At 47.4% G+C, this 24739-nt stretch carries 24 protein-coding genes and 2 other annotated features; of the genes, 6 read left to right on the top strand and 18 right to left on the bottom strand.

Annotated elements, in window-relative coordinates:
* Window positions 1-167: 167 nt before the first annotated feature.
* The 9 genes from MHI55_RS07125 to MHI55_RS07085 all read right to left on the bottom strand — a co-directional run bounded on the left by MHI55_RS07125 (window position 168) and on the right by MHI55_RS07085 (window position 6559).
* The gene (locus MHI55_RS07125) at window positions 168-404 is read right to left on the bottom strand and encodes a hypothetical protein (protein ID WP_340027218.1); all 237 of its coding nucleotides are present in this window, start codon (window positions 402-404) and stop codon (window positions 168-170) included.
* Between the two features lie 122 nt (window positions 405-526).
* On the bottom strand, window positions 527-967 hold the full coding sequence (locus tag MHI55_RS07120) for a hypothetical protein (RefSeq protein WP_340389415.1): 441 nt from the start codon (window positions 965-967) through the stop codon (window positions 527-529).
* 198 nt (window positions 968-1165) lie between these two features.
* Window positions 1166-2800, bottom strand: a complete 1635-nt coding sequence (gene groL / locus MHI55_RS07115) for a chaperonin GroEL (RefSeq protein WP_036611259.1) — start codon at window positions 2798-2800, stop codon at window positions 1166-1168.
* Window positions 2801-2873: 73 nt separating this feature from the next.
* Entirely contained in the window at window positions 2874-3155 is a 282-nt protein-coding gene (gene groES, locus MHI55_RS07110; protein WP_017690077.1) for a co-chaperone GroES, read from the bottom strand.
* A 399-nt stretch (window positions 3156-3554) separates the two neighbouring features.
* Window positions 3555-4337, bottom strand: coding sequence for a twin-arginine translocase subunit TatC (gene tatC / locus MHI55_RS07105; protein WP_017690078.1), 783 nt, complete (start codon window positions 4335-4337; stop codon window positions 3555-3557).
* Between the two features lie 78 nt (window positions 4338-4415).
* Complete coding sequence (gene tatA / locus MHI55_RS07100; protein WP_036668966.1) at window positions 4416-4664, bottom strand: twin-arginine translocase TatA/TatE family subunit; 249 nt, start codon at window positions 4662-4664, stop codon at window positions 4416-4418.
* A 214-nt stretch (window positions 4665-4878) separates the two neighbouring features.
* A complete protein-coding gene (locus MHI55_RS07095) occupies window positions 4879-5364 on the bottom strand; it encodes a MogA/MoaB family molybdenum cofactor biosynthesis protein (RefSeq protein WP_017690080.1) in 486 nt (161 codons plus the stop codon).
* Between the two features lie 37 nt (window positions 5365-5401).
* Window positions 5402-5893, bottom strand: coding sequence for a cyclic pyranopterin monophosphate synthase MoaC (gene moaC, locus MHI55_RS07090; protein WP_306068493.1), 492 nt, complete (start codon window positions 5891-5893; stop codon window positions 5402-5404).
* A 27-nt stretch (window positions 5894-5920) separates the two neighbouring features.
* The gene (locus tag MHI55_RS07085) at window positions 5921-6559 is read right to left on the bottom strand and encodes a 5-formyltetrahydrofolate cyclo-ligase (protein ID WP_340389413.1); all 639 of its coding nucleotides are present in this window, start codon (window positions 6557-6559) and stop codon (window positions 5921-5923) included.
* 279 nt (window positions 6560-6838) lie between these two features.
* On the opposite strand from MHI55_RS07085, the gene MHI55_RS07080 reads away from it, so the two are divergent.
* Complete coding sequence (locus MHI55_RS07080; RefSeq protein ID WP_036668959.1) at window positions 6839-8797, top strand: ABC-F family ATP-binding cassette domain-containing protein; 1959 nt, start codon at window positions 6839-6841, stop codon at window positions 8795-8797.
* 641 nt (window positions 8798-9438) lie between these two features.
* On the opposite strand, the gene MHI55_RS07075 is transcribed toward MHI55_RS07080, so the two are convergent.
* The 7 genes from MHI55_RS07075 to MHI55_RS07045 all read right to left on the bottom strand — a co-directional run bounded on the left by MHI55_RS07075 (window position 9439) and on the right by MHI55_RS07045 (window position 16050).
* Window positions 9439-10998 (bottom strand): 2-isopropylmalate synthase, encoded by a 1560-nt coding sequence (locus MHI55_RS07075; RefSeq protein ID WP_076327292.1) that lies wholly within the window; start codon window positions 10996-10998, stop codon window positions 9439-9441.
* A 335-nt stretch (window positions 10999-11333) separates the two neighbouring features.
* Window positions 11334-11672, bottom strand: a binding site (T-box leader).
* A 66-nt stretch (window positions 11673-11738) separates the two neighbouring features.
* Window positions 11739-12097: a binding site (T-box leader), on the bottom strand.
* A gap of 284 nt (window positions 12098-12381) precedes the next feature.
* Window positions 12382-13437, bottom strand: coding sequence for a tRNA (adenosine(37)-N6)-threonylcarbamoyltransferase complex transferase subunit TsaD (tsaD, locus tag MHI55_RS07070; protein ID WP_036611272.1), 1056 nt, complete (start codon window positions 13435-13437; stop codon window positions 12382-12384).
* A complete protein-coding gene (gene rimI / locus MHI55_RS07065) occupies window positions 13434-13955 on the bottom strand; it encodes a ribosomal protein S18-alanine N-acetyltransferase (RefSeq protein WP_076251466.1) in 522 nt (173 codons plus the stop codon). Before rimI ends, tsaD begins: the two co-directional genes overlap by 4 nt.
* A gap of 17 nt (window positions 13956-13972) precedes the next feature.
* The gene (tsaB, locus tag MHI55_RS07060; protein ID WP_340390578.1) at window positions 13973-14821 is read right to left on the bottom strand and encodes a tRNA (adenosine(37)-N6)-threonylcarbamoyltransferase complex dimerization subunit type 1 TsaB; all 849 of its coding nucleotides are present in this window, start codon (window positions 14819-14821) and stop codon (window positions 13973-13975) included.
* Window positions 14822-14823: 2 nt separating this feature from the next.
* A complete protein-coding gene (gene tsaE / locus MHI55_RS07055; protein WP_076319083.1) occupies window positions 14824-15306 on the bottom strand; it encodes a tRNA (adenosine(37)-N6)-threonylcarbamoyltransferase complex ATPase subunit type 1 TsaE in 483 nt (160 codons plus the stop codon).
* Window positions 15307-15572: 266 nt separating this feature from the next.
* Complete coding sequence (locus MHI55_RS07050) at window positions 15573-15749, bottom strand: H-type small acid-soluble spore protein (protein ID WP_026081228.1); 177 nt, start codon at window positions 15747-15749, stop codon at window positions 15573-15575.
* A gap of 4 nt (window positions 15750-15753) precedes the next feature.
* Complete coding sequence (locus tag MHI55_RS07045; protein WP_076209630.1) at window positions 15754-16050, bottom strand: hypothetical protein; 297 nt, start codon at window positions 16048-16050, stop codon at window positions 15754-15756.
* 257 nt (window positions 16051-16307) lie between these two features.
* On the opposite strand from MHI55_RS07045, the gene MHI55_RS07040 reads away from it, so the two are divergent.
* From MHI55_RS07040 to ligD, 5 genes are all read left to right on the top strand, one after another.
* Complete coding sequence (locus MHI55_RS07040; RefSeq protein ID WP_047841984.1) at window positions 16308-17222, top strand: Ku protein; 915 nt, start codon at window positions 16308-16310, stop codon at window positions 17220-17222.
* Between the two features lie 324 nt (window positions 17223-17546).
* The gene (locus MHI55_RS07035; protein WP_315372854.1) at window positions 17547-18416 is read left to right on the top strand and encodes a VOC family protein; all 870 of its coding nucleotides are present in this window, start codon (window positions 17547-17549) and stop codon (window positions 18414-18416) included.
* A gap of 177 nt (window positions 18417-18593) precedes the next feature.
* A complete protein-coding gene (locus MHI55_RS07030) occupies window positions 18594-19706 on the top strand; it encodes an endospore germination permease (protein WP_340389411.1) in 1113 nt (370 codons plus the stop codon).
* A 35-nt stretch (window positions 19707-19741) separates the two neighbouring features.
* Window positions 19742-20692 (top strand): RNA ligase family protein, encoded by a 951-nt coding sequence (locus MHI55_RS07025; protein WP_249911535.1) that lies wholly within the window; start codon window positions 19742-19744, stop codon window positions 20690-20692.
* A gap of 71 nt (window positions 20693-20763) precedes the next feature.
* Window positions 20764-21654, top strand: a complete 891-nt coding sequence (ligD, locus tag MHI55_RS07020) for a non-homologous end-joining DNA ligase (protein ID WP_076251456.1) — start codon at window positions 20764-20766, stop codon at window positions 21652-21654.
* 55 nt (window positions 21655-21709) lie between these two features.
* On the opposite strand, the gene MHI55_RS07015 is transcribed toward ligD, so the two are convergent.
* Window positions 21710-22621 (bottom strand): YitT family protein, encoded by a 912-nt coding sequence (locus MHI55_RS07015; protein ID WP_036668942.1) that lies wholly within the window; start codon window positions 22619-22621, stop codon window positions 21710-21712.
* Window positions 22622-22969: 348 nt separating this feature from the next.
* The gene (gene cls / locus MHI55_RS07010) at window positions 22970-24409 is read right to left on the bottom strand and encodes a cardiolipin synthase (RefSeq protein WP_076251454.1); all 1440 of its coding nucleotides are present in this window, start codon (window positions 24407-24409) and stop codon (window positions 22970-22972) included.
* Window positions 24410-24739 lie beyond the last annotated feature (330 nt).

The following is a 24739-nucleotide window of genomic DNA, read 5'->3' as shown; positions in this document are numbered from 1 at the left end:
ATTTTACTTAACAACTGTCTGTTTAGCAATAGAAAAACATCACTACTTCCTTTTACAAGATTATCCATTAAAAAAGCTCCCTCACGGGAGCCTTTAATCATTTCAGGGCAAGTTTCTTATAACTTCTCATGTATGCTACGTGCTAAGTATGATAGGTTGGTTGAATTCTACCTGGTGTATCTATCGATGTCATCGTTCGCATACTGATGCTCTCTTCTATGGTAATCTTCATGCTGACGAACGTCGTTCTTTAATTTCGCTAAGAAACCCCACCCCATAAAAGCAAGCAACAGCACGGTAATTAGCGCATAAGCGAAGCTATATAGATTCATATAGAAGTTAATAAAAATTGCAGCGAGCATCAAGCCCAGAATCCATAATGTCCACTTTGTACCCTTTCTCAAATCATTTCCTCCTCAAGTCGTTACTGATAAGCTCTCTATGTATCACAGTACATACGAAACCATAGGAACGAGGTTTCAATCACAGGGCTTCAAATCTACATTTAGAGCGAATTACCGAATCTTTAAATAACATCAGTTCCAAGAGAAACATCCAATATGCCCGACATCCCTTGCGCAGAAGAGGTACTTACATAATACGAACCCGTCGACAATGCTTTGTCACTATAATATGTATGCTCTTTTCCGTCTGCCGGGACCCTGCCATACAATATTTCAGTTCCACTAGGTGATCCTTCATTGATCGTGAACGTGAAGTGTTTCGAACCCGTGTTTTTAAAACTCACTTTCACATAACTAAACCCTGTTGGAATATCAAACTGATGCGTATTTGTAGTGCCTGCGAAATCCTCATTATTAATTACTGTGAATGTAGTTAATGGAGTATCACTAGCTTCATTTACTTTTACAAATTTTCGTTCGGAATCAGAAGTGAAATTATAGATTAAGATGATAACAGCAGCAGACACTAAACCTGCCACTATCATTTTTCTAATATGTTTCATGATATATGCCCTCCATATCTCTTGATACTAACTTTGATTATAAAAATACTCAACAATACAAAAACCACTCCTTAATTAAGAAGTGGTTTTTGTATTGTTTATAATTTGTAACAGTGACTGCTTCACAAATTCTTGTCACATCGTAACGAGAATTCACTCTGCCAGGCACATGATGCTTTAAAGGTTTTTACACCTTTATTACATCATGCCGCCCATTCCACCCATACCGCCCATGTCAGGCATTCCGCCACCAGCACCTGCTGGTTCTGGTTTGTCAGCGATAACTGCTTCAGTAGTCAAGAACATTGCTGCTACGGAAGCCGCGTTTTGCAATGCATAACGAGTTACTTTCGCAGGGTCAACGATACCAGCTTCGATCATGTTAACCCACTCGCCAGTTGCAGCGTTGAAGCCGATGCCTGTTTGTTCTTTTTTCAGACGTTCCACGATTACGGAACCTTCTTCGCCAGCGTTAGCTGCGATTGTACGGATTGGTGCTTCCAGAGCACGCAGGACGATGTTTACGCCTGTTTGCTCGTCACCGGACAGAGCTACAGCCGCAACCGCGCTATATACGTTCATGAGCGCTGTACCACCACCGGATACGATACCTTCTTCAACCGCAGCGCGAGTTGCGTTCAGGGCATCTTCGATGCGAAGTTTGCGTTCTTTCAATTCTGTTTCAGTAGCCGCACCAACTTTGATTACTGCTACACCGCCGGACAATTTAGCCAGACGCTCTTGCAGTTTCTCTTTGTCGAACTCGGAAGTTGTTTCTTCCAATTGTGTACGGATTTGGCTAACACGTGCATCGATATCGGATTTGTTACCAGCACCGTCAACGATGATTGTGTTTTCTTTAGTTACGCGGATTTGACGAGCTGTACCCAGTTGTTCCACAACAGCGGATTTCAGGTCCAGACCCAGTTCTTCCGTGATCAATTGGCCACCAGTGAGGGCAGCGATGTCTTGCAGCATTGCTTTACGACGGTCACCAAATCCTGGAGCTTTAACAGCTACAGCATTGAATGTACCACGCAATTTGTTCACAACCAGCATAGCCAGTGCTTCGCCTTCGATATCTTCAGCGATCAATACCAGCGGTTTGCCTTGTTGAACGATTTTCTCAAGCAATGGCAAGATGTCTTGCGTGCTGGAGATTTTTTTGTCTGTGATCAAGATGTACGGATTGTCCAAAACAGCTTCCATTTTGTCCGTATCAGTGATCATGTAAGGAGAGATGTATCCACGGTCGAATTGCATACCTTCAACCACTTCAAGCTCTGTAGCGAATCCTTTGGATTCTTCTACAGTGATAACGCCATCTTTACCCACTTTTTCCATAGCTTCAGCGATCAGTTCGCCTACTTCTTCGTCAGCTGCAGAGATTGCTGCAACTTGTGCGATGGATTGTTTGGAATCAATTGGTTTGGAGATGGATTGCAATTCAGCAACCGCAGCTTTAACCGCTTTGTCGATCCCTTTACGGATACCGATTGGGCTAGCGCCTGCAGTTACATTTTTCAGACCTTCTGTGATCAGCGCTTGCGCCAATACAGTTGCTGTTGTAGTACCGTCACCGGCAACATCGTTGGTTTTTGTTGCTACTTCTTTAACCAGTTGTGCACCCATGTTCTCGAATGCATCTTCCAGTTCGATTTCTTTAGCAATGGTTACACCATCGTTAGTGATGAGCGGGCTTCCGAATTTTTTCTCCAGAACCACGTTGCGGCCTTTAGGACCGAGTGTTACTTTTACTGCATTAGCCAATGCGTCCACACCACGAAGCATGGAGCGACGAGCGTCTTCACTGAATTTAATGTCTTTAGCCATGTTAAGAAAACCTCCCTAGTTTTTGTTGGAAAATGGTCGTGCTATATGGTTCGGTTATCCGATTAAATTTGAATTAGTCGAGAATCGCGTGAATATCGCTCTCTTTCATAATCAAATATTCTTTACCTTCGAATTTGATTTCTGTACCGGCATATTTGGAGAAAATAACGCGATCTCCTTCTTTCACTTCCAGAGCTACACGTACGCCGTCTTTCAATACTCCAGCACCAACTGCAATGATTCTACCCTCTTGCGGTTTTTCTTTGGCGGAGTCCGGGAGTACGATCCCGAAAGAAGTTGTTTGTTCTTGCTCCAGTGGTTCTACCAATACGCGTTCACCTAAAGGTCTGATCATGAAAAATAGCCTCCTTTTGAAATTATATAACGTTACATTGTAGGTTGTAGCCATATGTATTAGCACTCGACAGTGTTCAGTGCTAACAACCAACTTTATGATACTCAACTTGAAGCATGATTTCAAGTCCTTTTGACGAATTCCTGCGAGAATTTACGTTGAATTTACACAAACATAGCCAATTTACACCCGCTGTGCCTGGTTCTATGTTGCAATTCACTAATCTTATTCTACGAAATTGTTTAACCCTTCTGCAACGTTAACAGACAGTCCCTTCCCCATTGTATCCATTGTTGAACATAATATGCCTGCTTGTCCTGTCGTGTTGTCGGCAGTCTACAGAAATAGCCCGGATAAGAACATACCGTCTTTTCCGGGCACATTACAGCTTATCCTCATTCAGCCCGCATGTTTCTTATCCTCGGCACGAACGTAGCGGGATTCGATCTCTTCATCGGCTGCAAGCTGCTTGCGATATACGATTGCGGATAATAACACACTGATCTCATATAACAAGAGCAAGGGAATCATCACCAGAAGGTCGGAAATAAAGTCTGGAGGTGTAATGACCACTGCAATGAAGATCAGAACAAAGTAAGAGACTCTGCGCATCTTGCGAAGACGAATTGGATTCAGAATCCGCAGTCCTGTCAGAAACATAATAAGTAAAGGAAGTTCAAATAACAGGGACACAGGCAGCACAATGCCAAACAGGAAGCTGAAATACTGTTTCATCCCATAGGTCTCCACAAGCCCCATCTTCTCCGTTATCGCTGTTGTGAAGGCAAGTGCCATCGGAAAAATAACATAATACGAGAAAGCCATACCTGTCAGAAATAAAAGAAACACATAGGGCACATACTTCAGCGTCGCTTTTCGTTCGCGCGGCTTTAGCCCTGGACTAACAAACTTCCAGATCTGATACACCGTAAACGGCAGTGTAATAATAAGTGAGAACAACCCTGCAATCTTCATATAGATGCCAATCCCGTCCCAGAACGAGAAGGCATGTAATACAAAACCTTTTGCCGACTCTGCCTTGGTCAGATATTGGTATACCGGGTCCGCCACAAAAAATCCTGCAATCAGTCCCAGCACAAAAATACTTAATACGTAGATCAGCCGCTTCCGCAGCTCGCTCAGATGTTCCGTAATCGACATTTCTTCCATTTGCTGCGTCATGCCTGCCCCCCATTATTGCCAGCTTAAAATACAAAACCCTTCCGGCAGGAAGGGATTTCTCTTTCATTGCCGTCAAGATTATTCCGGCAGGCGTTTATCAGCAGGCTTGTCTGCAGGTGTGCTCTCAGCCGCCAGCGGTTTCGCCTTCTCCTGCTCTTTGCGATTGGACGAGTCATCCTCAGAGATAATCTCGCGAGCGCCCTCTTTGAATTCACGGAAGGTACGCCCAACTGCACGTCCCAGTTCCGGAAGTTTGTTGGGTCCAAACAACAACAATGCAATCACGGCCAGCAAAATAAAGCCCGTTGGTCCAATGGAACTAAACATTGATATTCCTCCTCGTCTCAAGCTTCGAAGATGCGCATACTCGGCCAGATGTTCATAGATGTCTCTGCTGCGTTCTTAATTTAAGCCCATCATACCATAGATGTAACCACTTACATAACCCGCAAAATTCACAAATAAGATAAGAGATGTCACTAGAACAATCTAACACCGGTTCATGGCTAATCGGATATCTTGCCCCAGAGTCCGTGCTCGATTATTGCTTGAACTGACCCGTAACCATCAGCAGCGCTTCCGGAAGCTGATCCATAATGGCAGCCAGATGTTCATGCACACCCTTTGGTGTACCTGGCAGATTAACAATCAGCGTGCGCCCTCGAATGCCACATACCCCGCGGAACAGCATTGCAGAACGGTTTTTGCTCATTACACTGTACCGCATGGCCTCTGCCATCCCGGGAACTTCCCGCTCAATTACGCGCCGGGTCGCTTCCGGAGTAATATCACGAATGGCCAGCTCCGTGCCACCGGTAGTCAGCACCAGATCGGCGTGAAAATAATCCGTCATCTCAATCAAAGCCGCAATAATCTCATCGGGTTCATCCGGAACGATACGGTACTCCACGATTTGACCACCCAGCTCTTCTTCCACCAGCTCCCGAATGACTTGTGCACTCGTATCCTCACGTTCCCCGCGGGCTCCTTTGTCACTGGCTGTCAGGATTGCTGTTCTCCACACCATAAAGATCACCCTTCTCCTCTATGAAAATAAATATTGCCTATCGGCTATAATCACCGTTTTTGCCACCACTCTTGGAATTCAACATGGTTGGACCGATAATCATATCTTTTTGCATGGCCTTGCACATGTCATAGACCGTCAGTGCTGCAGCTGAGGCAGCCGTGAGCGCCTCCATCTCAACACCCGTTTTGCCTTCGGTTTTGACAGTAACTTCAATGTGTAATTCATCCACTCCGTTATCATGAAAACGAATATCCACACCCGTCAGTGCCAGCGGATGGCACATCGGAATCCAGTCCGACGTTTTCTTCGCGCCTTGAATCCCGGCAATCTGAGCCACAGCCAGAACATCACCTTTGCCGATTCGGCCCTCCCGAATCGCTTCCAGTGTATCTGGATTCATCGTCACTTTGGTTACAGCCACAGCCGTACGTACGGTAATTTCCTTACCTGAGATATCAACCATCCGGGCCCGCCCCTGTTCATTAAAATGGGTCAGTTTACCACCGGAAGCCTGGCCGTTGTTCACTTCTGAACTCAATCACATCACAACCCTTTATTCGATATGTAATATACCTTCGGTTGTTATCAACAGATCAATCCGCAGATCGAGCAGGTCCATCGGGATCTCCTCCTGTAGCTGACCCGGCAATACCATCGCAGCCATCAACGGTTTCTTGCCCGTCATCACACATGTTGCTGCAAGCGTCTCGGCAAAACGATCATAATAACCGCCACCATAACCAATACGCCCGCCATGGAGATCATAACCAAGCCCCGGTACCAATATGAGATCGATATCCGGCCAATCATCAGGCGTCAGGACTTCACAGGAATCCTTGGGTTCCGGTATCCCCCATATGCCTGGCTCCAGATCTTGTTCTCCAGTCACTCGCCGTAGCTCCATTCGAGGTGGATTCGCCAACACTTTTGGTGCAAACATCACATCTCCATGATTCCAGCCCTCTTGAAACAGAAAAGCTGTGGACGCTTCGCCTCCATAGGACAAATAACTGAATATAACGAGTGGTTTGTTCACAACCTTGCTCTTGGCCTGTCTAAGGCGCTCCAGCTCCCGCTTCACTCCAGCGTTAATCTTAGTCATTGCCTGCTGACGCATGTTTGCATCCATCAGATCACGGCTCTGTCTCAGTCTGGATCGAAGCTGACTTTTCAGTTCCGCATGATCCTGCATATCCTTGAATAACCTCCTGTTGATAGGGAAGGTAGAAAAAAGCTCTCATTAAAAACAATTTATATGTTATGACCAGTTGTCATCTTGTTGAAATGGTTAAAATGATTCATTTTCTGCAAAATCCTCATGTAATAACATGCCTTCTTTCAGTTTATCATTGATTGATCAAAAAGACTACATGCCCCATGCGTTCCCAATCGGTGCAATTGCTCTGTATTTCATGTAAACTGGGATATAGTTGTCATATCAAGAACTGGACCTATGGAGGAACTTAATTTTATGCTGCTGCAAGTATCCGGAATTATCAAACGTTTTGGTGTCGATCCAATCCTGGACGGCGTGAACTTACAAATATTAGAACGCGAGCGCATCGGCCTCGTTGGTGTAAACGGTGCAGGGAAATCCACTTTGCTCAAAATTGTAGCCGGTGAAATGTCCTATGACGGAGGACAGATTTTCAAGTCCAAAGAAACGACGCTCGGTTACCTGGCTCAGAACAGCGGGCTACAATCCGACCGTAACATCTGGGAAGAAATGATGAACGTCTTCGCTCACCTGACACAGGCTGAAGCTGATTTGCGTCAGATGGAACGCGATATTGCCGACCCTGCCCAGATGGAAGACGAGAAAAAGTATGCTGACCTGCTGGAACGTTATGCGAAACGCTCCGACTGGTTCAAGGACCATGGCGGTTATGAGATGGAAACCCGCATTCGCAGCGTACTGCACGGGATGGGATTCGGCGAATTTTCGCCAGACACTCCCATTGCTACTCTGAGCGGCGGGCAGAAGACACGCCTTGCGCTTGCTCGTATTTTGCTTCAGGCACCTGATCTGCTCATGCTGGACGAGCCTACCAACTATCTCGATATCGCCACCCTTACTTGGTTGGAAGATTATCTGAGAGGTTATTCAGGCGCACTGCTCGTGGTATCCCATGACCGGTACTTCCTTGATCGACTCGTAACAACCATCGTTGAGATCGAACGTCACCGCTCCAAAAAATATACGGGAAATTACAGCCGTTATATGGAGCTCAAAGCTGCCGAATATGAAACTCAGATGAAGCAATATGAGAAACAGCAAGGCGAAATCTCCAAGATGGAAGATTTTGTCCAGAAAAACATTGTACGTGCTTCGACGACCAAACGGGCGCAAAGCCGGCGCAAAGCCCTCGACAAAATGGAGCGGCTTGATAAACCAATGGGAGATTTGAAAAAAGCCCATTTTTCCTTCGAAACCGCCGTTATGTCAGGCAAGGAAGTGCTTCGAGTGGATCAGCTGTCTGTCGCTTATGACGAGGCTTCTCCATTGTTCCGCAACGTATCCTTCGATCTGCGACGCGGGGAAACGGTTGCTCTGATTGGACCAAACGGTATTGGTAAATCCACCATGCTGAAGTGTCTTACGGGAAGTTTACGTCCGGTAAGCGGGGAGATCCAATGGGGAACAAAAGTGCAGATTGGCTATTATGATCAGGAACAGACTGGGCTCAATCCGTCCAACACGGTTCTGGAAGAACTGTGGAGTGCCTATCCCGGGATGGAAGAAGCACGCATTCGGACCGTACTGGGGAACTTTTTGTTCAGCGGTGACGATGTGCTCAAGAAAATCTCCTCCCTCAGCGGCGGTGAGAAGGCACGTGTGTCTCTCTCCAAGCTGATGCTGAAGGAAGCCAACATGCTCATTCTGGATGAGCCTACGAACCATCTCGACCTGTTTGCCAAAGAAGTGTTGGAAGCGGCTTTAATGGATTATGAAGGCACCCTGCTATTCATCTCCCATGACCGGTATTTCCTCAACAAAATGGCTGAACGCATTGTTGAGCTTCATCCAGGCGGCACAGAACAATATCTCGGTAATTACGATGATTATGTGGAGAAAAAACAGGAGCTTGAGGACATCGCACGTGAAGCTGCTGAGGCACGTCAGGCTTCGTCCAAGAACTCGTCCAAATCCGATCTGAACACAGCCACAACCGAAAAATCCGGAGCGGCTTCATTCGAAGCGGAAAAACAGGCGAAGCGTGAAGAGCGCAACCGACAACGCAAGCAGGAAGCTCTGGAACAACAGATTGCAGAGTTGGAAACAAAGATTACCGAACTTGAGGCACAGATGGCTCTGCCTGAAATCTATCAGGATTATATGAAGCTGCAAGAACTCCAGCAACAATCGGAGGAACACAAAGCAGAACTCACCAAAGCATACGAGGACTGGGAAGAACTAGCTATGGAATAGTACGAATAGTACAGACTCAGCCCATGGCTTGATCGCGTCATACAATTATAGTAGTACCACCGGCTGATTCCTTATTGGGATCAGCTTTTTGTTTGTTGAGGATGCGTATTGAAGCTAAGCACCCTATCTTCTTTATGTTCCTTGAGATTGAACTCTACTTAGGGGAGCTGTTTTGACTTTTGTCAAATTTACTCGAATGAAGAGAAATATTTTTATCCCCCTGTCCCTTACACTTATCCACAATAAAGCAAGATAGCAAGCACATTAATAAGCTTAATTATACAGCGGTAGAATAGCCTTTTGCACACAAAAACCATATTTATCCACCAAGTTATCCACTTTATCCACAACTTTGTGGATAGTAAGGAGTCATTCTATCCCCTAAACCCTTTTCGTTTCGAAAACTATGCTGGTTTGGCTTTGGGATAGTTACCCACAAATTACACTGGATATGTGGATAACTATAATAACACCTTGACAAATGCATCATTCCACTCCTCAATGTACCTCCATAATAAGACAAAAGCAGACCTTTGTCGTTCAAGGCCTGCCCGTCATTTATTTACTATATGCCATGCATATTTACAACGAATTGCAATTGCTACTATTGCCGCTGTAGATGCGATCTGGCAATAGATGTTTTACGCATGTGCTTCTTGTTCATGAGGTTCGGAAGACTCGGCCTTCAGCCCAGCAGCATTACAAGCCGCTACATAAGCCAAACCGGCAGCCATGACGATATCATTATGTGTTGCTGTTCCCCGGAACTCACGTCCTGCACGCTCCACGGTAACTACAGCTTCTGCACTTGCACCCTCTCCACCACTCAAGGCATGCATCTCCATATCAACAAATGCAATATCATCGGAAATGCTCTGACCAATCGCACGGATGGTTGCATCCACGGGTCCACCGCCAACAGCGGAGTAAGATTGTTCTCCAGCGCTTGTGCGAATGCGAACGGCGGCCATTCGATCCGTCATGCTGCCGGCCGTCACCTGCAATTCAACCAGTTCATAGTCCTGTGCAGGAATATTCATGGTCTGGCTAACCATCTGTAATAACTGATCGTCACTGACCACTTTTTGCTGGTCTGCGGTTTCTTTGAACACCTCATACAATTGCTCCATCTGTTGCTCATCCGGCTCAAAACCGTATTTGCGAACCCGATCCTTCAGGGCGTGACGACCGGAGTGTTTGCCCAAAATAATCATGCTGCGCGGAATACCCAGCGCTTCCGGGTCCATAATTTCATAGGTGCTCCGATTCTTCAGCAGACCATCCTGATGGATGCCGGATTCATGCTGGAATGCATTACGTCCCACCACTGGTTTGTTGTACGCAATCGGGAAGTGCATCGCACGGCTAATCTGACGTGAAGTCTCATACAGCTGATTCAGCTTAATGTTCGTCGTTGCACCAATTGCGTCTCCCCGAGTCTCCAGCGCCATAATCAGCTCTTCCAGTGCACAGTTCCCTGTCCGTTCTCCGATACCATTAATGGTCACTTCAATCTGAGAAGCACCATTGGCAATCGCAGCCAAGCTATTGGCTACGGCCAGGCCCAGATCATTGTGACAGTGAGCACTATAACGAACCTGATCGCCACCTCTTGCACCCTCACGCACCCGGCGGAACATCTCGCCATACTCATGTGGCAGGGCATATCCGACCGTATCCGGCAGATTAATAATGGTCGCTCCAGCTTCAATGGCGACTTCAACCATTTCAATCAGATCGTCCATCTTGGTACGGGCAGCGTCCATCGCTGTGAACTCTACGATGTCCGTGAACTGGCGTGCATAAGATACCATCTCACGAGCGGTAGCCACCACTTCACTGCGCGGACGGCGTAGTTGATGCTCAATATGAATATCCGAAGAAGAGATAAACAGGTGAATTCGGCGACGTGCTGCATCCGCTGTTGCTTGAACTGCTGCATCGATATCACCTTTGACCGCACGCGCGAATCCACAGATCTCCACGTTCTGCAACTGTCTCGAAATCGCCTGAACCGCCGCGAACTCACCTGGACTGGAGATCGGGAATCCAGGCTCAATGACGTCGATACCCAGAGAAGCCAGTTGGTGTGCCAGTTCAATCTTTTGCTCGGGCTGCAGACTTGCTCCCGGTGCCTGTTCTCCATCACGCAGCGTTGTATCAAAAATTTCAATCATGCGTTTGTTATTAGTTGTTGTCATATCCATCAACCTCCATCAAATTTTTATAAATATTTTCGTTACGATCCACGTGCCACAGAACACCCGCTAATCGCCGTCCCTGTTGTTATATATTTTGTTTGTAAACGCGTATGTTGTTTGTAGCTTAGTCCTTGGTGATCAGTAATACCTGTTGAATGTTTCGTGCCTATACTTGTTGTTCAATGTTCGTTACTCGTTCGTTGTATATCCTGCTTACCTTCATGACAGAGTGTACGTCGACTTACACCCTGATCCTCTGACTTTTCAATCCCCATATGGTTCTTCCCATGCCCACCCTGCTGCCGGCAGCAAACACAAATAACCCGCCATCTCATATAAGAGACGGCGGGTTATTATCCCCTCCGCGGTACCACTCTCGCTTGATGGGCCAGGCTTGCGCCGGACTCCATCCACCTCGTCGTCTCCGAAATCCGCTGGATGTGCGTGCACGCACGACACTACTCGCATTCGGAGAAACACCCTATAACGGGGGTTAACCGTTGCTGTGTAACACATGTTGTTGTCCATCAGGACAACTGGGCGATTGATATCGTCCCCACGCTTCCACAACTCCGTTCCCGGGCGAGATTCGAATGATTCCAGCCACTGCGTCGCACCACCCCGCAGCTCTCTGAGCGCTTTATCGTTCTACTACTCCCGTTCATCACATTTATAATATGACCTAACTTCATTCATCCTTATTTTGAAAATCAAAAAAACCTGCCACCTCATGCAATAATGCAAGAGACGACAGGCTGTTCACCTTCGCGGTACCACTCTTGTTGACTTCCTTCCTGTTCATTCAAGACAACCCCTGAATGCTTTCGCATATCCGGATCACTTGAAGCAGCCTGAAAGCCCCCTCAGTTATCGTCAGTTGATCCTTGTAATAACGGTCCTACCGACAACGGCCCATTCACGGAGGCAACCCGTAACCATGTACTTTGGGCCATGATCGGCCTTCGGATTCTCCCAGGGAGTCACCGTGTTCCATCGTTCCGCTTCCAGGTGAGTTTCAGGTTTCCTTCGACTGCGTTGCACCATACCGCAGCTCTCTAAGACCGGGAATGACCTTACTATTCCTGTTCATCGCGTTTATCAGTTCAGGAATCTGAATTCCTGTTTAAATTTGTAACTAAATATACATTCTTTACATCCCTGCTGTCAACTCTTAATCTCAAACTGCCTGTTTATATAAACTATAAGTGCGTGTTCAAAAAGATCGGTTTTCAGTACCGAGAAGATGGGATGAAGCTAGAAATGGAGTAGCGGAGCGTAGTCAAAACTACGTGAGCAACGGACATTTCGGCTGAATCCCATATTCGATGCTGATGATGCCGCTAGGCATCATTCGTAATCAAAAGCGGGCTTTTTGAACAACCTCTATAAGGACTGAACGGACCATTCCTCCAGAGAAAGTCCTGGATCTGCCTTCGCATCAAATTCAGCAATTTCTCCCCGCTGCCATTTCAGATACGCAGCCGCTCCAATCATGGCCGCATTATCTGTACAATACTCCATTGGCGGGATCAACAGTTCAAGCCCTTCCTTCGTGCATCGCTCCTGTAATGCCGAGCGTAACCCCCGGTTAGCTGCAACACCACCACATAATAACAGTTGACGTGAACCATATTCACGAACTGCTCTAACGGCTTTCTCCACCAACACTTCAACAACAGCTTCCTGGAAACCACGTGCAACCGCAGACGGCTCCAAGGTTTCTCCGCGCATTTTGGCCTGGTTGAGCACATTCAGTACAGCAGACTTCAGACCACTGAGACTGAAATCGTACGAACCTGCTTCCAGCCATACCCGTGGTAATGGCACTACATCCTCCGCTTCAGACGCCATCCGGTCCACATGCGGGCCTCCCGGATAAGGACAACCCAGTGCACGTGCTACTTTGTCATACGCTTCGCCTACGGCATCATCACGTGTACGACCAATCAGTTTGAACTTACCCTCGGATTCCATATGCACGAGTTCTGTATGTCCACCAGATACGACCAGTGCCATCGCTGGATATTGCAGTTCATGAGTAAGTCGGTTGGCATAGATATGCCCGGCAATATGATGTGTGCCAATGAGCGGTTTGCCCAGTGCCATCGCCATCGTTTTGGCCGCAACGATACCCACCAGCAGTGCTCCGACCAGCCCCGGACCTTGCGTCACGGCGATTGCACTTAGATCACGTGGACGAATGCCGGACTGTTCGATCGCCTGTTCCAGCATCAACGTAATGACTTCAACGTGTTTGCGTGAAGCCACTTCAGGTACAACACCACCAAATGCCTTATGGGTCTCGATCTGACTTGAGATCAGATTGGACAGCACTTCCCGTCCATCTTTGACTACTGCTACCGATGTTTCATCACAGCTTGTCTCCACCGCCAAAATGTAGGATGGTGCAGAATTTATTTTTTCATTAAGTTCGTTCATGAATCCAGTACGCTTCCTTCCTCTTCGCCGCTCCGGCCTGCAGACGGCAAGTTCGCCCACATAATCATCGCATCTTCCCCATTATCGGAGTAATATCCTTTACGAAGACCCGCCGATTCAAACCCTTTTTTCTGATATAAACGCTGAGCAATGCTGTTCGAGACTCTGACCTCCAGCGTCATTCGTTCCATCCCGAGATAAGCCGCTGTGCTCATTAATTCATCCAGTAACTTTTCACCAAGCTTGCGTCCACGATACGCGCCTCTGACTGCAATATTGGTAATATGGGCTTCATCCATGATTGTCCACATACCTGCATAGCCAATGGCCTTTCCATCTAATTCCATCACCATATATTTAGCAAAATGATTGTGTGTCAATTCATTTTGAAATGCTTCTTCCGTCCAGGGCAGGGTAAAGGCCTCATGTTCAATCTCCATCACATCGGGAATATCCGCGAGTGTCATGAACCTGAACTGAAGCGTTGCTTCCTGCTTATTATTCGCCACATTGTCCATCTGCTTCCCCTCCCCCTTTAGCCTTTGCGCAGCAGATTGGCTTCCGCTTCAGACAGCTGGGTGTAGTTTGGCACCAGCGCATGCACGTCATCACGCTGACCTGCAAGCAGCGCGGCGGCGCCAAGGCGCCCAACCCAGCGGCCTTCCAGCTCATAAGGTACGAGCTGGATCGCCGTTCCTGCGGGGCAGCGAAGCTCCGCCGCTGCCGCAGCATGAGGGCCCGTCTCGCCGACGATCCAGACGGCTACGGGCCGCTCTTCCGGCGCCGCCTCCGCCATGCGGGCGGCGAGGGCTTCCAGCCATCCGTCCATCTTGCGGATGGCATCAGGCGCCAGACGCCGGGGCGCATCGCTCCCGGCGGAGGCAAACAGCGCGGTGCACGCTTGACCGCGCCGTGCATCCACAAGCGGAACGATCCAGTGGACAGGGGCAGCACCTGTGCTGCCCTGGTCCGCGGATGGCGTTCCGCCAGCCCCTGCTGCGGCATCTTCTGCCGCAGCTTCTGCCTTGGCGGCGAGGCCGCTGTGCCAGCCGCCCCAGGCGATGGCCTGAAGGCTGGACACCCCGGCTACGGGGATGTCCCACGCCCAGGCCAGTGTCTTCGCCGCGGTCACCGCAATGCGGATGCCCGTGTACGAGCCTGGGCCAACGCCAACGGCAATGCCGTCAAGTTGCCCAGGCTGTGTGTTGCTGGCGGCCAGCAGCTGCTCCATCACCGGTACGACGTGTACCGAATGGTTACGCTCAGCCCGTTCATTGCGTTCTTCCAGAAGCGCATGATCTTCCATCATCGCAGCTGCCATCACTGCGGTGGATGTATCCAACGCCAAAAACCGCTGACGCGGCTCTTTTTGTAAATCTTCCATCATCATTTGACTCCATTCTGTCTGAACTGTCGGCACATGGCTGCATAAGTCTCGCCGTACCCATCCAGCGTAATCGTTCGATCTTCCAGGCCCGTTGTGTCAATCTGCACATGCAAATGCTCTTGCGGCAGCAATTCGGGAATGATACTCGACCACTCCACTAGACTGACTCCGGCTCCATAGAAATATTCATCAAGTCCAAGCTCATCCGCTTCTTCCAGCGATATGCGATATACATCCATGTGATATAAAGGCAGACGCCCTTCGTACTCCTTAATTAGTGTGAATGTGGGACTGCTTACCACATCACGTACACCCAAATGCCAGGCAAATTTCTGTGAAAATGCCGTTTTTCCCGCGCCCAGATCACCATCCAAAGCAATCACCATGCCGGCGTTTGCCTGTCTGGCGAGTGCGGAAGCGAGTGCTTCTGTATCTGCAATGCCATGGGATTGATACACCCACTGCTCGTGCGTCTGATTCAATATTCGCCCCACCTTTGGCGGTCCAGCCGCCTGAGTTCACTTTGAACCTTATTATATCGGTCCCTTTCTTCCCCCGCAACATCCAAGGAGGCAAGCGGAAATATAACATGCATTATTAGACGTGTCTCAAAACTCGCTTCCTTCGAAGTTTCAGACTCCTATTAGGAAAAACCAAAAACCGGCACCTCTCGGTACCGGCCGTGTTATGCATATATTTCTGCGTTTATTCATTCTCTAATTCCTCTATAACGATATGCTACTTGTATCTACTCCTCCAAGCGATCCACACGAACCGTCTGGGTATTTCCCGGTCTGCTGCCAACCTGAACGGTTGCCATACCATTGGCTTCATCCACATTCTCGATCCAGACTGGATCTCCCTCCAGCGTAACGGCAATGGTATCCTTCGAATCATAGATCGCTTTGGCGCGCTTTGCATCCATCATCTTATTCATACTCCCCTTCCGGATCATCATGTGACTCTCGAACCATGCTATCTGTTGTACTTTCACCAATATAACCGTTATCTTCCGTAACCTGTCCCCCGCCTAACCCTTCGTTCACCATCCGGTCAATGTCGAGCATGAACGACTCCCGATCAAGGGGCAATTCTTCTGAAGTGACCGCTTCCCAGTTTACAGCTGTAGCAGGTGTATAGAATTCTTCAGCACTTTCGGCTTTGGCAAGAGGATACGGAGAAAATGCATGCTTGTGAGCTTCTTCCTCATCACGTCTGTTCTTCAATATTGCACCTCCCGGCATATGTGCTGCGAGAATAAACTACTTTACTTATCCCATGCTCATCTTCCTGTTGGAATCCGAAGCATGTTTCTGTTATCATCCCCGAGTCTCGCCGAACCATACGAATTCGTTCGTCTACAAGACGATTATCCCTCGCGCCAGATGCCCATACTATTAAATATAAATCCGTGTTCAAAAAGTCCGGAGATTCGTAATCAAAAGCGGAAATTTTTGAACAACCTTTTGAAAGGAGCCGATCTATGCATACCGTCTGGAAAGGCGCAATCAGTTTTGGCCTTGTGCATGTCCCTGTCAAAATGTTCTCGGCTACCGAAGACAAAGACATCTCGATGCGCTATATCCATAAAGTCTGCGGCAGCCCGCTCGCTTATGTTCGTCAATGTCCCTCCTGTGAAGTGGACGTGAAGTGGGAAGAGATCACCAAAGGCTATGAATATGAAAAAGGAAAGTTTGTTCTCTTCGAGAAAGATGAATTGGAAGCGTTAAACGACTCCACCAGTAAAACCATTACCATACTGGATTTTGTCGACTTGACTGAGATTGATCCGATTTATTTTCAGAAAACATATTACCTATCGCCCGATCAGGCTGGTGGAAATGCCTACCAACTGTTGATGAACGCCATGCGGGATACCGGCAAAATTGGCATCGCCAAAATCTCCATTCGCTCGAAAAGCAGTCTGGCTGCAATACGTGTGCTGGAAGATTGCCTCTCCATGGAGACGATTTTCTATCCGGACGAGATTCGTCCTGTCTCCCAGGTGCCCAACTTGCCGGAAGTGCAGAACGTGAATGAAAAGGAACTCACGATGGCAAAGTTGCTGATTGATCAATTGTCCACACCTTTTGAACCCGGTAAATATACCGATGACTATCGCAGCAAACTGCTGGACCTCATCCAGCACAAAGTGGCAGGCGAAGAAATCAAGATTGCTCCAGCCAAACCTGAAGCTAATGTGATGGATTTGATGGCTGCCTTGCAGGCAAGTATCGAGGCCGTGAAGCCTATTCCGGCTGACCCTGGGACAACAACGGCCAAGCCTAAGAAACGTGCACCGCGCAAAACGCCTGCGCAAGCGGTTGCCGGAGGAGAATCGGATACACCTTCTGCACCAGCCAAAAGAAAAAAGGCCACACCCAAACCAAAAGTTTGAATGTCGCTCAGGCAAGAACGATTCCGTTTTATAACTCATGTAATGAGGTTTACTCCGATCCGGCTTCACAGTCGGACTTTTTTTTTTACAGAACTATTGAAGCAGTTCTTGTCAACAAAACTCCAGTTTTAATCGTAAAATACAATTGACGAAAGCTGATTTATATTTTATATTAACTTATGAAAAGTAACTTATTTATAAATATACAGTCACGCTGTAATTCTGCTTCAACAATATGCAATTTCATAATCCGTTTTCAACGCATACAAGCAACCAAACGCTAAGCCCTATTATCTATAATCACATAATCAGGAGGAAACCATCATGAATACAACGTATCAAATCCCTGCCACAACCCATCTGGGTGAAGTGAGTCTGCGAATTATGAACCTAGACCGTTCAATTAAGTTCTATACCGAAGTGGTTGGATTAAAATTACTGGAGCGTAGTGGCAAAGTGGCCACGTTGACAGCCGACGGAAAACAGTCCCTGCTGCGATTGGAAGAGCTCACGGATGGAATTACCCTGCCGGAACGCTCACACGCTGGCTTGTATCATTTCGCCATCCTGCTGCCTGACCGCAAGTCCCTGGGTCTTGCTCTTCGTAATCTGGCTGCATCCGGTATCGATATCGGCCAAGGCGATCACTTGGTCAGCGAAGCCTTCTATATCTCCGATCCCGATCAGAACGGGATTGAGATCTATGCGGACCGTGCACGTGATACCTGGAAACGGGATAGCGACAATAACTACGTGATGGCAAGTGATCCTGTTGATGTGGAAAGCCTGTTTGCCATCTCGGAGAATGAACCTTGGCAGGGTCTGCCTACTGGCACCGTTATTGGTCATGTACATTTCCACGTCCGTAGCCTGGAAGAAGCTCGCAACTATTACACTGGCATACTCGGTTTTGATATCGTGGGTAACTTCGCCAACATGTCAGCACTATTTGTATCCGCAGGTGGCTATCATCATCATCTGGGACTTAATATCTGGGCGGGAGTGAACGCACCTGTTAATCCAGATAACGCTACAGGAATTGACTACTTCACCATTGTGTACGCCACACAGGAACAATTGGATCAGGCACTTGAGCAATTGCGTCAATCCGTTGCAGTCGTTACCCAAGTGGAGGGTACCTGGTTTACGGTAGACCCACAAAATATTCGTATACGTCTGACAACTGCGAACTGATTTTGTTTAGGCGTTACACTATGTTTGCTTAACCTCATTTTAATAAGCCCGGGTAACTGATTTCTCTACATCACAGAGAGATCAGTTACCCGGGCTTTTTGAGTTGGCTTTTATAAAACTGGCACAATTGGTGCATTCTAACCAATACATAGACAAGATATGTTAAGGAGATACCTCATGATCGAAAAGGGACGTTTGACTGTTAGACAGCTCGCTTCACTCATGTTCCTGTGCACAATTGGGGAGCAGATTCTGGTCTTCCCTTCCATGATCACATCCTACGCTCATCAGGATGCCTGGTTATCAGCCTTATTGGGAGTCGTAGGGGGCTTGGGAATACTCTTCATTATGCTAGTTGCCTACAAACTGCATCCCCGGTTAAATCTGATTCAAAATGCTCTTCGAACACTGGGACCCTGGATCGGAACCTTGTTTGGCTCTTTTTATCTCTTTTATTTCCTGATCAGTACCTCAACGTTCATTAGGGAGATTGGCGATTTTATGTCTACTCAGATCTTGCCGGAATCTCCATTACTGATTCTGCATTTGGTTTTTATGTGTGCGCTTGTCTGGGGGCTTCTGTCGGGTCTGGAGAGCATTGGTAAAACTGCTGAGGTCTTTCTTCCTCTGATCGTGTTGTTTCTGCTTATTCTGACGGTGTGTCTAATCCCCCATGTACGTTTGTCCAACATCCAACCTGTGCTGGCACAAGGGTTTCTTGATCCATTCAAAGGTTTTGTTGCTGTACTCACCTATCCCTACTGTGAGCTATGCATCTTCATGATGTTTTTTCCCTACACTAAAAATGAGCCCCATCTGGAGAAGGACATTCTGTTAGCAGGGATGATTGGCGGATTGTTACTCACACTGACGCTAAGTATGTGTCTGCTCGTTATGGGACCATGGATGACCCAGCATCACTGGTTCGCTTCATTCAACCTTTCACAGAAGATCAATATCGGAAACTTTATGCAACGCATCGAAGCTTTCATAGCATCGGTCTGGATTATTGCTGTTTTCTTCAAAGCCGCTCTGTTCTTCTACGGTTTTGTCCTGGGCATCGCTCATCTGTTTCGCTTGTCCAGTCACCGTTCTCTGATCCTGCCGGGTGCCATGCTTATTCTCGCCATGTCAATTCTAATCTCTCCAAACGAGAGCTTTTATCTCAAGGTCGTTATTCCCTATTGGATTGATTGGGATCTGACCTGTGGTATAGCACTTCCATTACTGCTCATTCTGGTGCATCATATGAAGTCCCGCTTCAAAAAATATAGTAAAATTCCCAATTAACCTGAGCTAATTGGTGTACGAGAGAGGAGTTCCCCATGTTCAAACCGCTGATTCCGTTCGAACCCATATCCAGAGATACTTTGCCCACAGGGCCGCAATGGATTGCCCAGGTCAAGTGGGATGGAGTCCGCATGCTTGCCTATGAGGATGGGCATGAGCTGCGCCTGGTGAATCGCAGATTACATGATCGAACCGCACAGTATCCCGAACTGGTAACACCACGCAATCTGTGTTCAGGCTCCTCCTATATCTTGGATGGAGAAGTTATTGCGCTGGACCCGGATACCGGAAAACCTTCGTTTTATCACGTTCTGCGGCGGGATCGGATGAGCAGACCCGAAGGTATCGCCCAAGCCATACATCAGATTCCGGTCACATATATGGTATTTGATATCCTGTTCTATGAGGGGAAATGGGTGACGGATCAGCCTTTGGCAGATCGACAGCGCCTGTTGCACGAGGTGCTTAACACCGCTCCCCATGTTCAGGAGGTCACCAATACACTTGATGCCGCTTCCCTGCTTACGGTCATGAGACAACATCAGATGGAAGGCATCGTCTGCAAGGATCTCACCAGCAGTTATGGCATACAGGGCAAGGACCAGCGCTGGCAGAAGGTCAAAATCATGCATGACGTATATGCCATGATCGGGGGAGTCACGTACCGGAGCGGTATTGTGAATGCCGTCGCGGTCGGTGTATATGATGGGCCTGATTTTGTCTATATTGGTCATGTCGGGACTGGCAAATTGAACTCCAATACGTGGCGGGAACTCACACATCAAGTCGAGCCTCTGATCAGGCAGGACAGACCGTTCCATAATGTACCCGAGCGCAGTGCGGAGACCACCTGGGTGGAACCGCGAATAGGAGTCAAAGTGCAATATATGGAGCTGACTCATCATAACACTCTACGCCATCCCAGTATTCAAACCTTCGCGGATGTAACCCGCGAAGATTGCCTGGCGAACCAGCTTCTTCCATGATGAAGAGTTCGCTGCACTCGTGTTTCGGCCCATGTTTCAATAATTCATTAAGCATATAGGAGGTATTCCATATGGCCCCCAAGATCCAGGGAACCATCATAATAGAAGGCACTGAGCTGACGGTCACCAACCCGGACAAGCTCTTATGGCCGGAAGCGGGTGTTACCAAAGCCATCTATTTGCAAAAGCTGGCCGCTCTGGCTCCTTATCTGCTCACGTATACGAGCAATCGACTTCTCACCACGATAAGATATCCCCACGGCGCTGGAGGAACATTTTTCTATCAAAAGAATGCCCCTGAGCCCGTACCAGATTATGTGCGCACTGAAGTTCACGACGGCATCCGCTATGTGGTCATGAATGGACTTCCCGAATTGTTATGGCTTGGTAATCTGGCTGCACTTGAATTTCATCCTTCTCTGCATACTGTGGGAAGCCATCTGCCCAGTGAATGGATGATTGATCTGGACCCTTCTCAGGAACATGAACCCCGGATCATGCAAGCTGCACTCATCGTTGGCGAAACCCTGACTTCCCTTGGTCTGAGGTCCATTCCCAAAACTTCGGGCGCAACAGGAGTTCAGATCATCGTTCCCATTGTGCAAGGTGTAACCTTTGATGAATTGAGAGAGGTTGGTTATTTTGTCGGCAAATATGTCACTCAGAAGCACCCGGATCTGTTCACACTGGAACGACTTAAAAAGGACCGTGGAGACCGCATTTATTTTGACTATCTCCAGCATTATGGAGGCAAAACCCTTGCCGCTCCCTATACACCACGTGCCAAATCTGGCGCCACTGTCTCTACACCCCTTACCTGGGATGAGGTTAGAAGTAACGTCTCCATCCAGGATTACCATCTGATGAACATTATTGAACGTTTGAACCAAACCGGTGATTTAATCGCAGCTGTTGAACCCCAACCGGTAGAGCTCATTCTCAAACATTTGAAGAAAAAATAGCCGACTCCCTCATCACAAGGGTGTCGGCTATTATCATTCATGTATATATCAATCGCTAATGGATACCTTTTTTCTTGAAACGTCCGCCCTTCACGTCATGAATGTTACCGATAGCCACAAAGGCTTGCGGGTCCCAATCTTCAACGATGGTCTTCAGCTTCGCTTCTTCCAAACGGGTAATCACGACAAAAATGATCTTTTTCTCGTCGCCGCTGAATCCGCCCTCTCCATCCAGGAAAGTTACACCACGACCAAGACGGTCTGTCAGGGCTGAACCGATATCACGATATTTCTCACTAATGATCCATACCGATTTGGACTGGTCAAGTCCTTCATTCACAATATCAATCATCTTCATCGCAATATAATATGCAATCATGGAATACAGGGCATTCGGCCAGCCGAATACAAATCCTGCACCTGCAAAAATAAACACGTTAATGAACAATACGATCTGTCCTACAGACAAAGGTGACTTCTCACTAAGCAAGATCGCCACAATCTCCGTACCATCCAGTGAACCGCCAGACCGAATGACAAGTCCAACACCCACACCCAGGATCAATCCGCCAAATACAGCTCCGAGCAAAGGCTCCCCTGGTGTTAATGCAGGCACATGGTGCAATAATGATGTCCCGATGGACATGACCACGATCCCCAGCAGCGTGGATAACGCAAATGTTTTACCAATCTGCTTGTAACCCAGAATCAGGAAAGGCAAGTTGAGCAAGGTCAGGAACACTCCGAGTGGCAGATGTGTAAGTTCTGACACCATAATTGAAATCCCCGTAATCCCACCATCAATAACACCATTCGGTACGAGAAACACTTCAAGCGATACAGCCATTAGTGCAGCACCGATCAGAATCATCACAATACGTTGCAGCAGCTTTAATGTAAACACCGAGCTTTTGACCCCGCGGTCAGCTTGCTTGGCTGTTAGTTCTTTCACCGTTACATTGGACATGGTATCCCCCCCGTTAAATCAGTGTGTGAATCCATTTTATAAATCATTTAAATACTCAGGGTGAATCTACATATGGAGAACAGCAAACTGCGTTCTATATGTGCCCCGGCTATACAGCGCAAGCATCTAAAGGCGATATAAAATGGATTCAAAATGTTATTCATCCCGGTTTGCACTTTCAAAAGAGAGCAAAAGGGAGCCTGTTTTCCCGCAGACTCCCCTCCTTCGCCAAGACATGATTTATATATCTATTATATCATAAAAGATCAAATTTGCGCAAAATACTTAGCAAAAAGAAGATAAATTCACAAAAAGTGAACTTATCTTCAGAAATCTGCCCTAAATCGGCTAAAGAAGCGGTGAAAGCATCCGAGAAAGCATTTCTGCGGCTTTTTGCCGTCGTGAACGCTTCTGAAATAACTCCCCATCGATCTGACTGCATTCCCCGAGATCACGTTCAAAGTCAGTGATCAAACGACGAATCGGAGAGGACTCGAACAGGACAGCCGTTAACTCAAAATTGCAAAAAAAACTGCGCATATCCATATTGGCCGTGCCTACCGTTGCAAGCAACTCATCCACAATCATCACTTTGGCATGTACAAAACCTTTGCGATATTGGAAGAACTCAACACCTGCTCGCAGAAGTTCCTCTACATATGAAAGGGATGCCAAATGAACAAGCTTTGAATCGGATTGATATGGAATGATAATTTTCACATCAACGCCACTGACAGCAGCTGTTTTGAGTGCCTCATACAGGGCAGGATCAGGGATAAAATAAGGTGTGGTAATGTATATCCGTTCACAAGCTACCGAAATGGCCCCAAAACACATTTCCTGAATGGCATCCCAGTCCTGATCCGGCCCACTGGCCAGAATCTGAATTCGTTCTTCCCCGCTACAGATATGGGGTGGAAATAATTCCGCAAGCTGGGGTTCGGTAATTCGCTCACCGGAAGCCAATTTCCAGTCGTTCAGGAATGTACTTTGGAGGAAATATACGGCATCTCCCTCAATCTGCACATGTGTATCCCGCCAGAAACCAATCTCCGGATATTGTCCAAGATAATCATCGCCTACATTGATGCCACCTACGAAACCAACCTGTCCATCCACAACAACAATTTTACGGTGATTCCGGTAGTTGACTCTTCGGTCAATCGTGGCAATCAGTGGCGGTAGAAAATAATGGAATTCCACACCTGCATCTTGCAGTTTGCGGATAAAACTCCAGCTCATCTTGTGACTTCCGAGACCGTCACAAATAAACCGAACCTTCACGCCCTCCTGTGCCTTGCGAATCATGACATCCTGAAACTTGGTGCTGATGACATCATCACGAAAAATGTAAAATTCCACATGCAGATGGTGCTTTGCTTTTTCCATTTCCCTCAGCATTGCCGCAAATGCCTCTTCACCATTTGTGAGCACCGTACTGTGGTTACAACCTGTAATCGGGCTCTCCGACAGATGGGATAACAGGTTAAACAATCGATGCTGGTGGCTGAAACGATCGCCAGGCATCTGTTCGACATCTCCAATGATGTGGGCTTGTTCCCAGATCGTTTCCTTCATTTCACGGAAGATGCGCGATCCACCCTTACGGAGTTTTTTTCGTTTGTTATAATCCTGCGCCACGAAATAGTACACTACAAAACCGATCAAAGGCACGCAGAACAAAATAAACAGCCAAGCCACAGCTTTAGCCGGATTACGAAATTCCAGCAAAAGAATTGTGGCTGCCTGGAAAATAAATACGAGTAATATAATGACCAGCCAGAACATTCGGCTTCCTCCTCAAGTGGCAAGCTTCATGGCCTTGCCTTTCTCTCACCTACACATCTTTGACGATTATGTATACAGCTAATCATAGATACCCAATGTACCCCCTATTCGTAACGTTTGCTTAGATAAAACTTTACATAAGCAGACGGCATACTTGATTCTGGAAATTCAAATTTGTACTTCGTTCATTGTATATTCTGACTGTGTTACCTTCTACATATCAGTTTAATGATGGAGCAGATTCGCATTGTGACGCCAATCTGCTCATTTCACCTTCCAGACTCTTCCTCATTTCTTTGTCTGGAGGTGGTCTTCTTACGTAAAATTAGA

It is taken from the genome of Paenibacillus sp. FSL E2-0151 (assembly GCF_037993015.1).
GTDB lineage: Bacteria > Bacillota > Bacilli > Paenibacillales > Paenibacillaceae > Paenibacillus > Paenibacillus amylolyticus.
The sequence above is the reverse complement of the archived record's forward strand: the minus strand, read 5'-3'. Positions and strand labels throughout refer to the sequence as shown.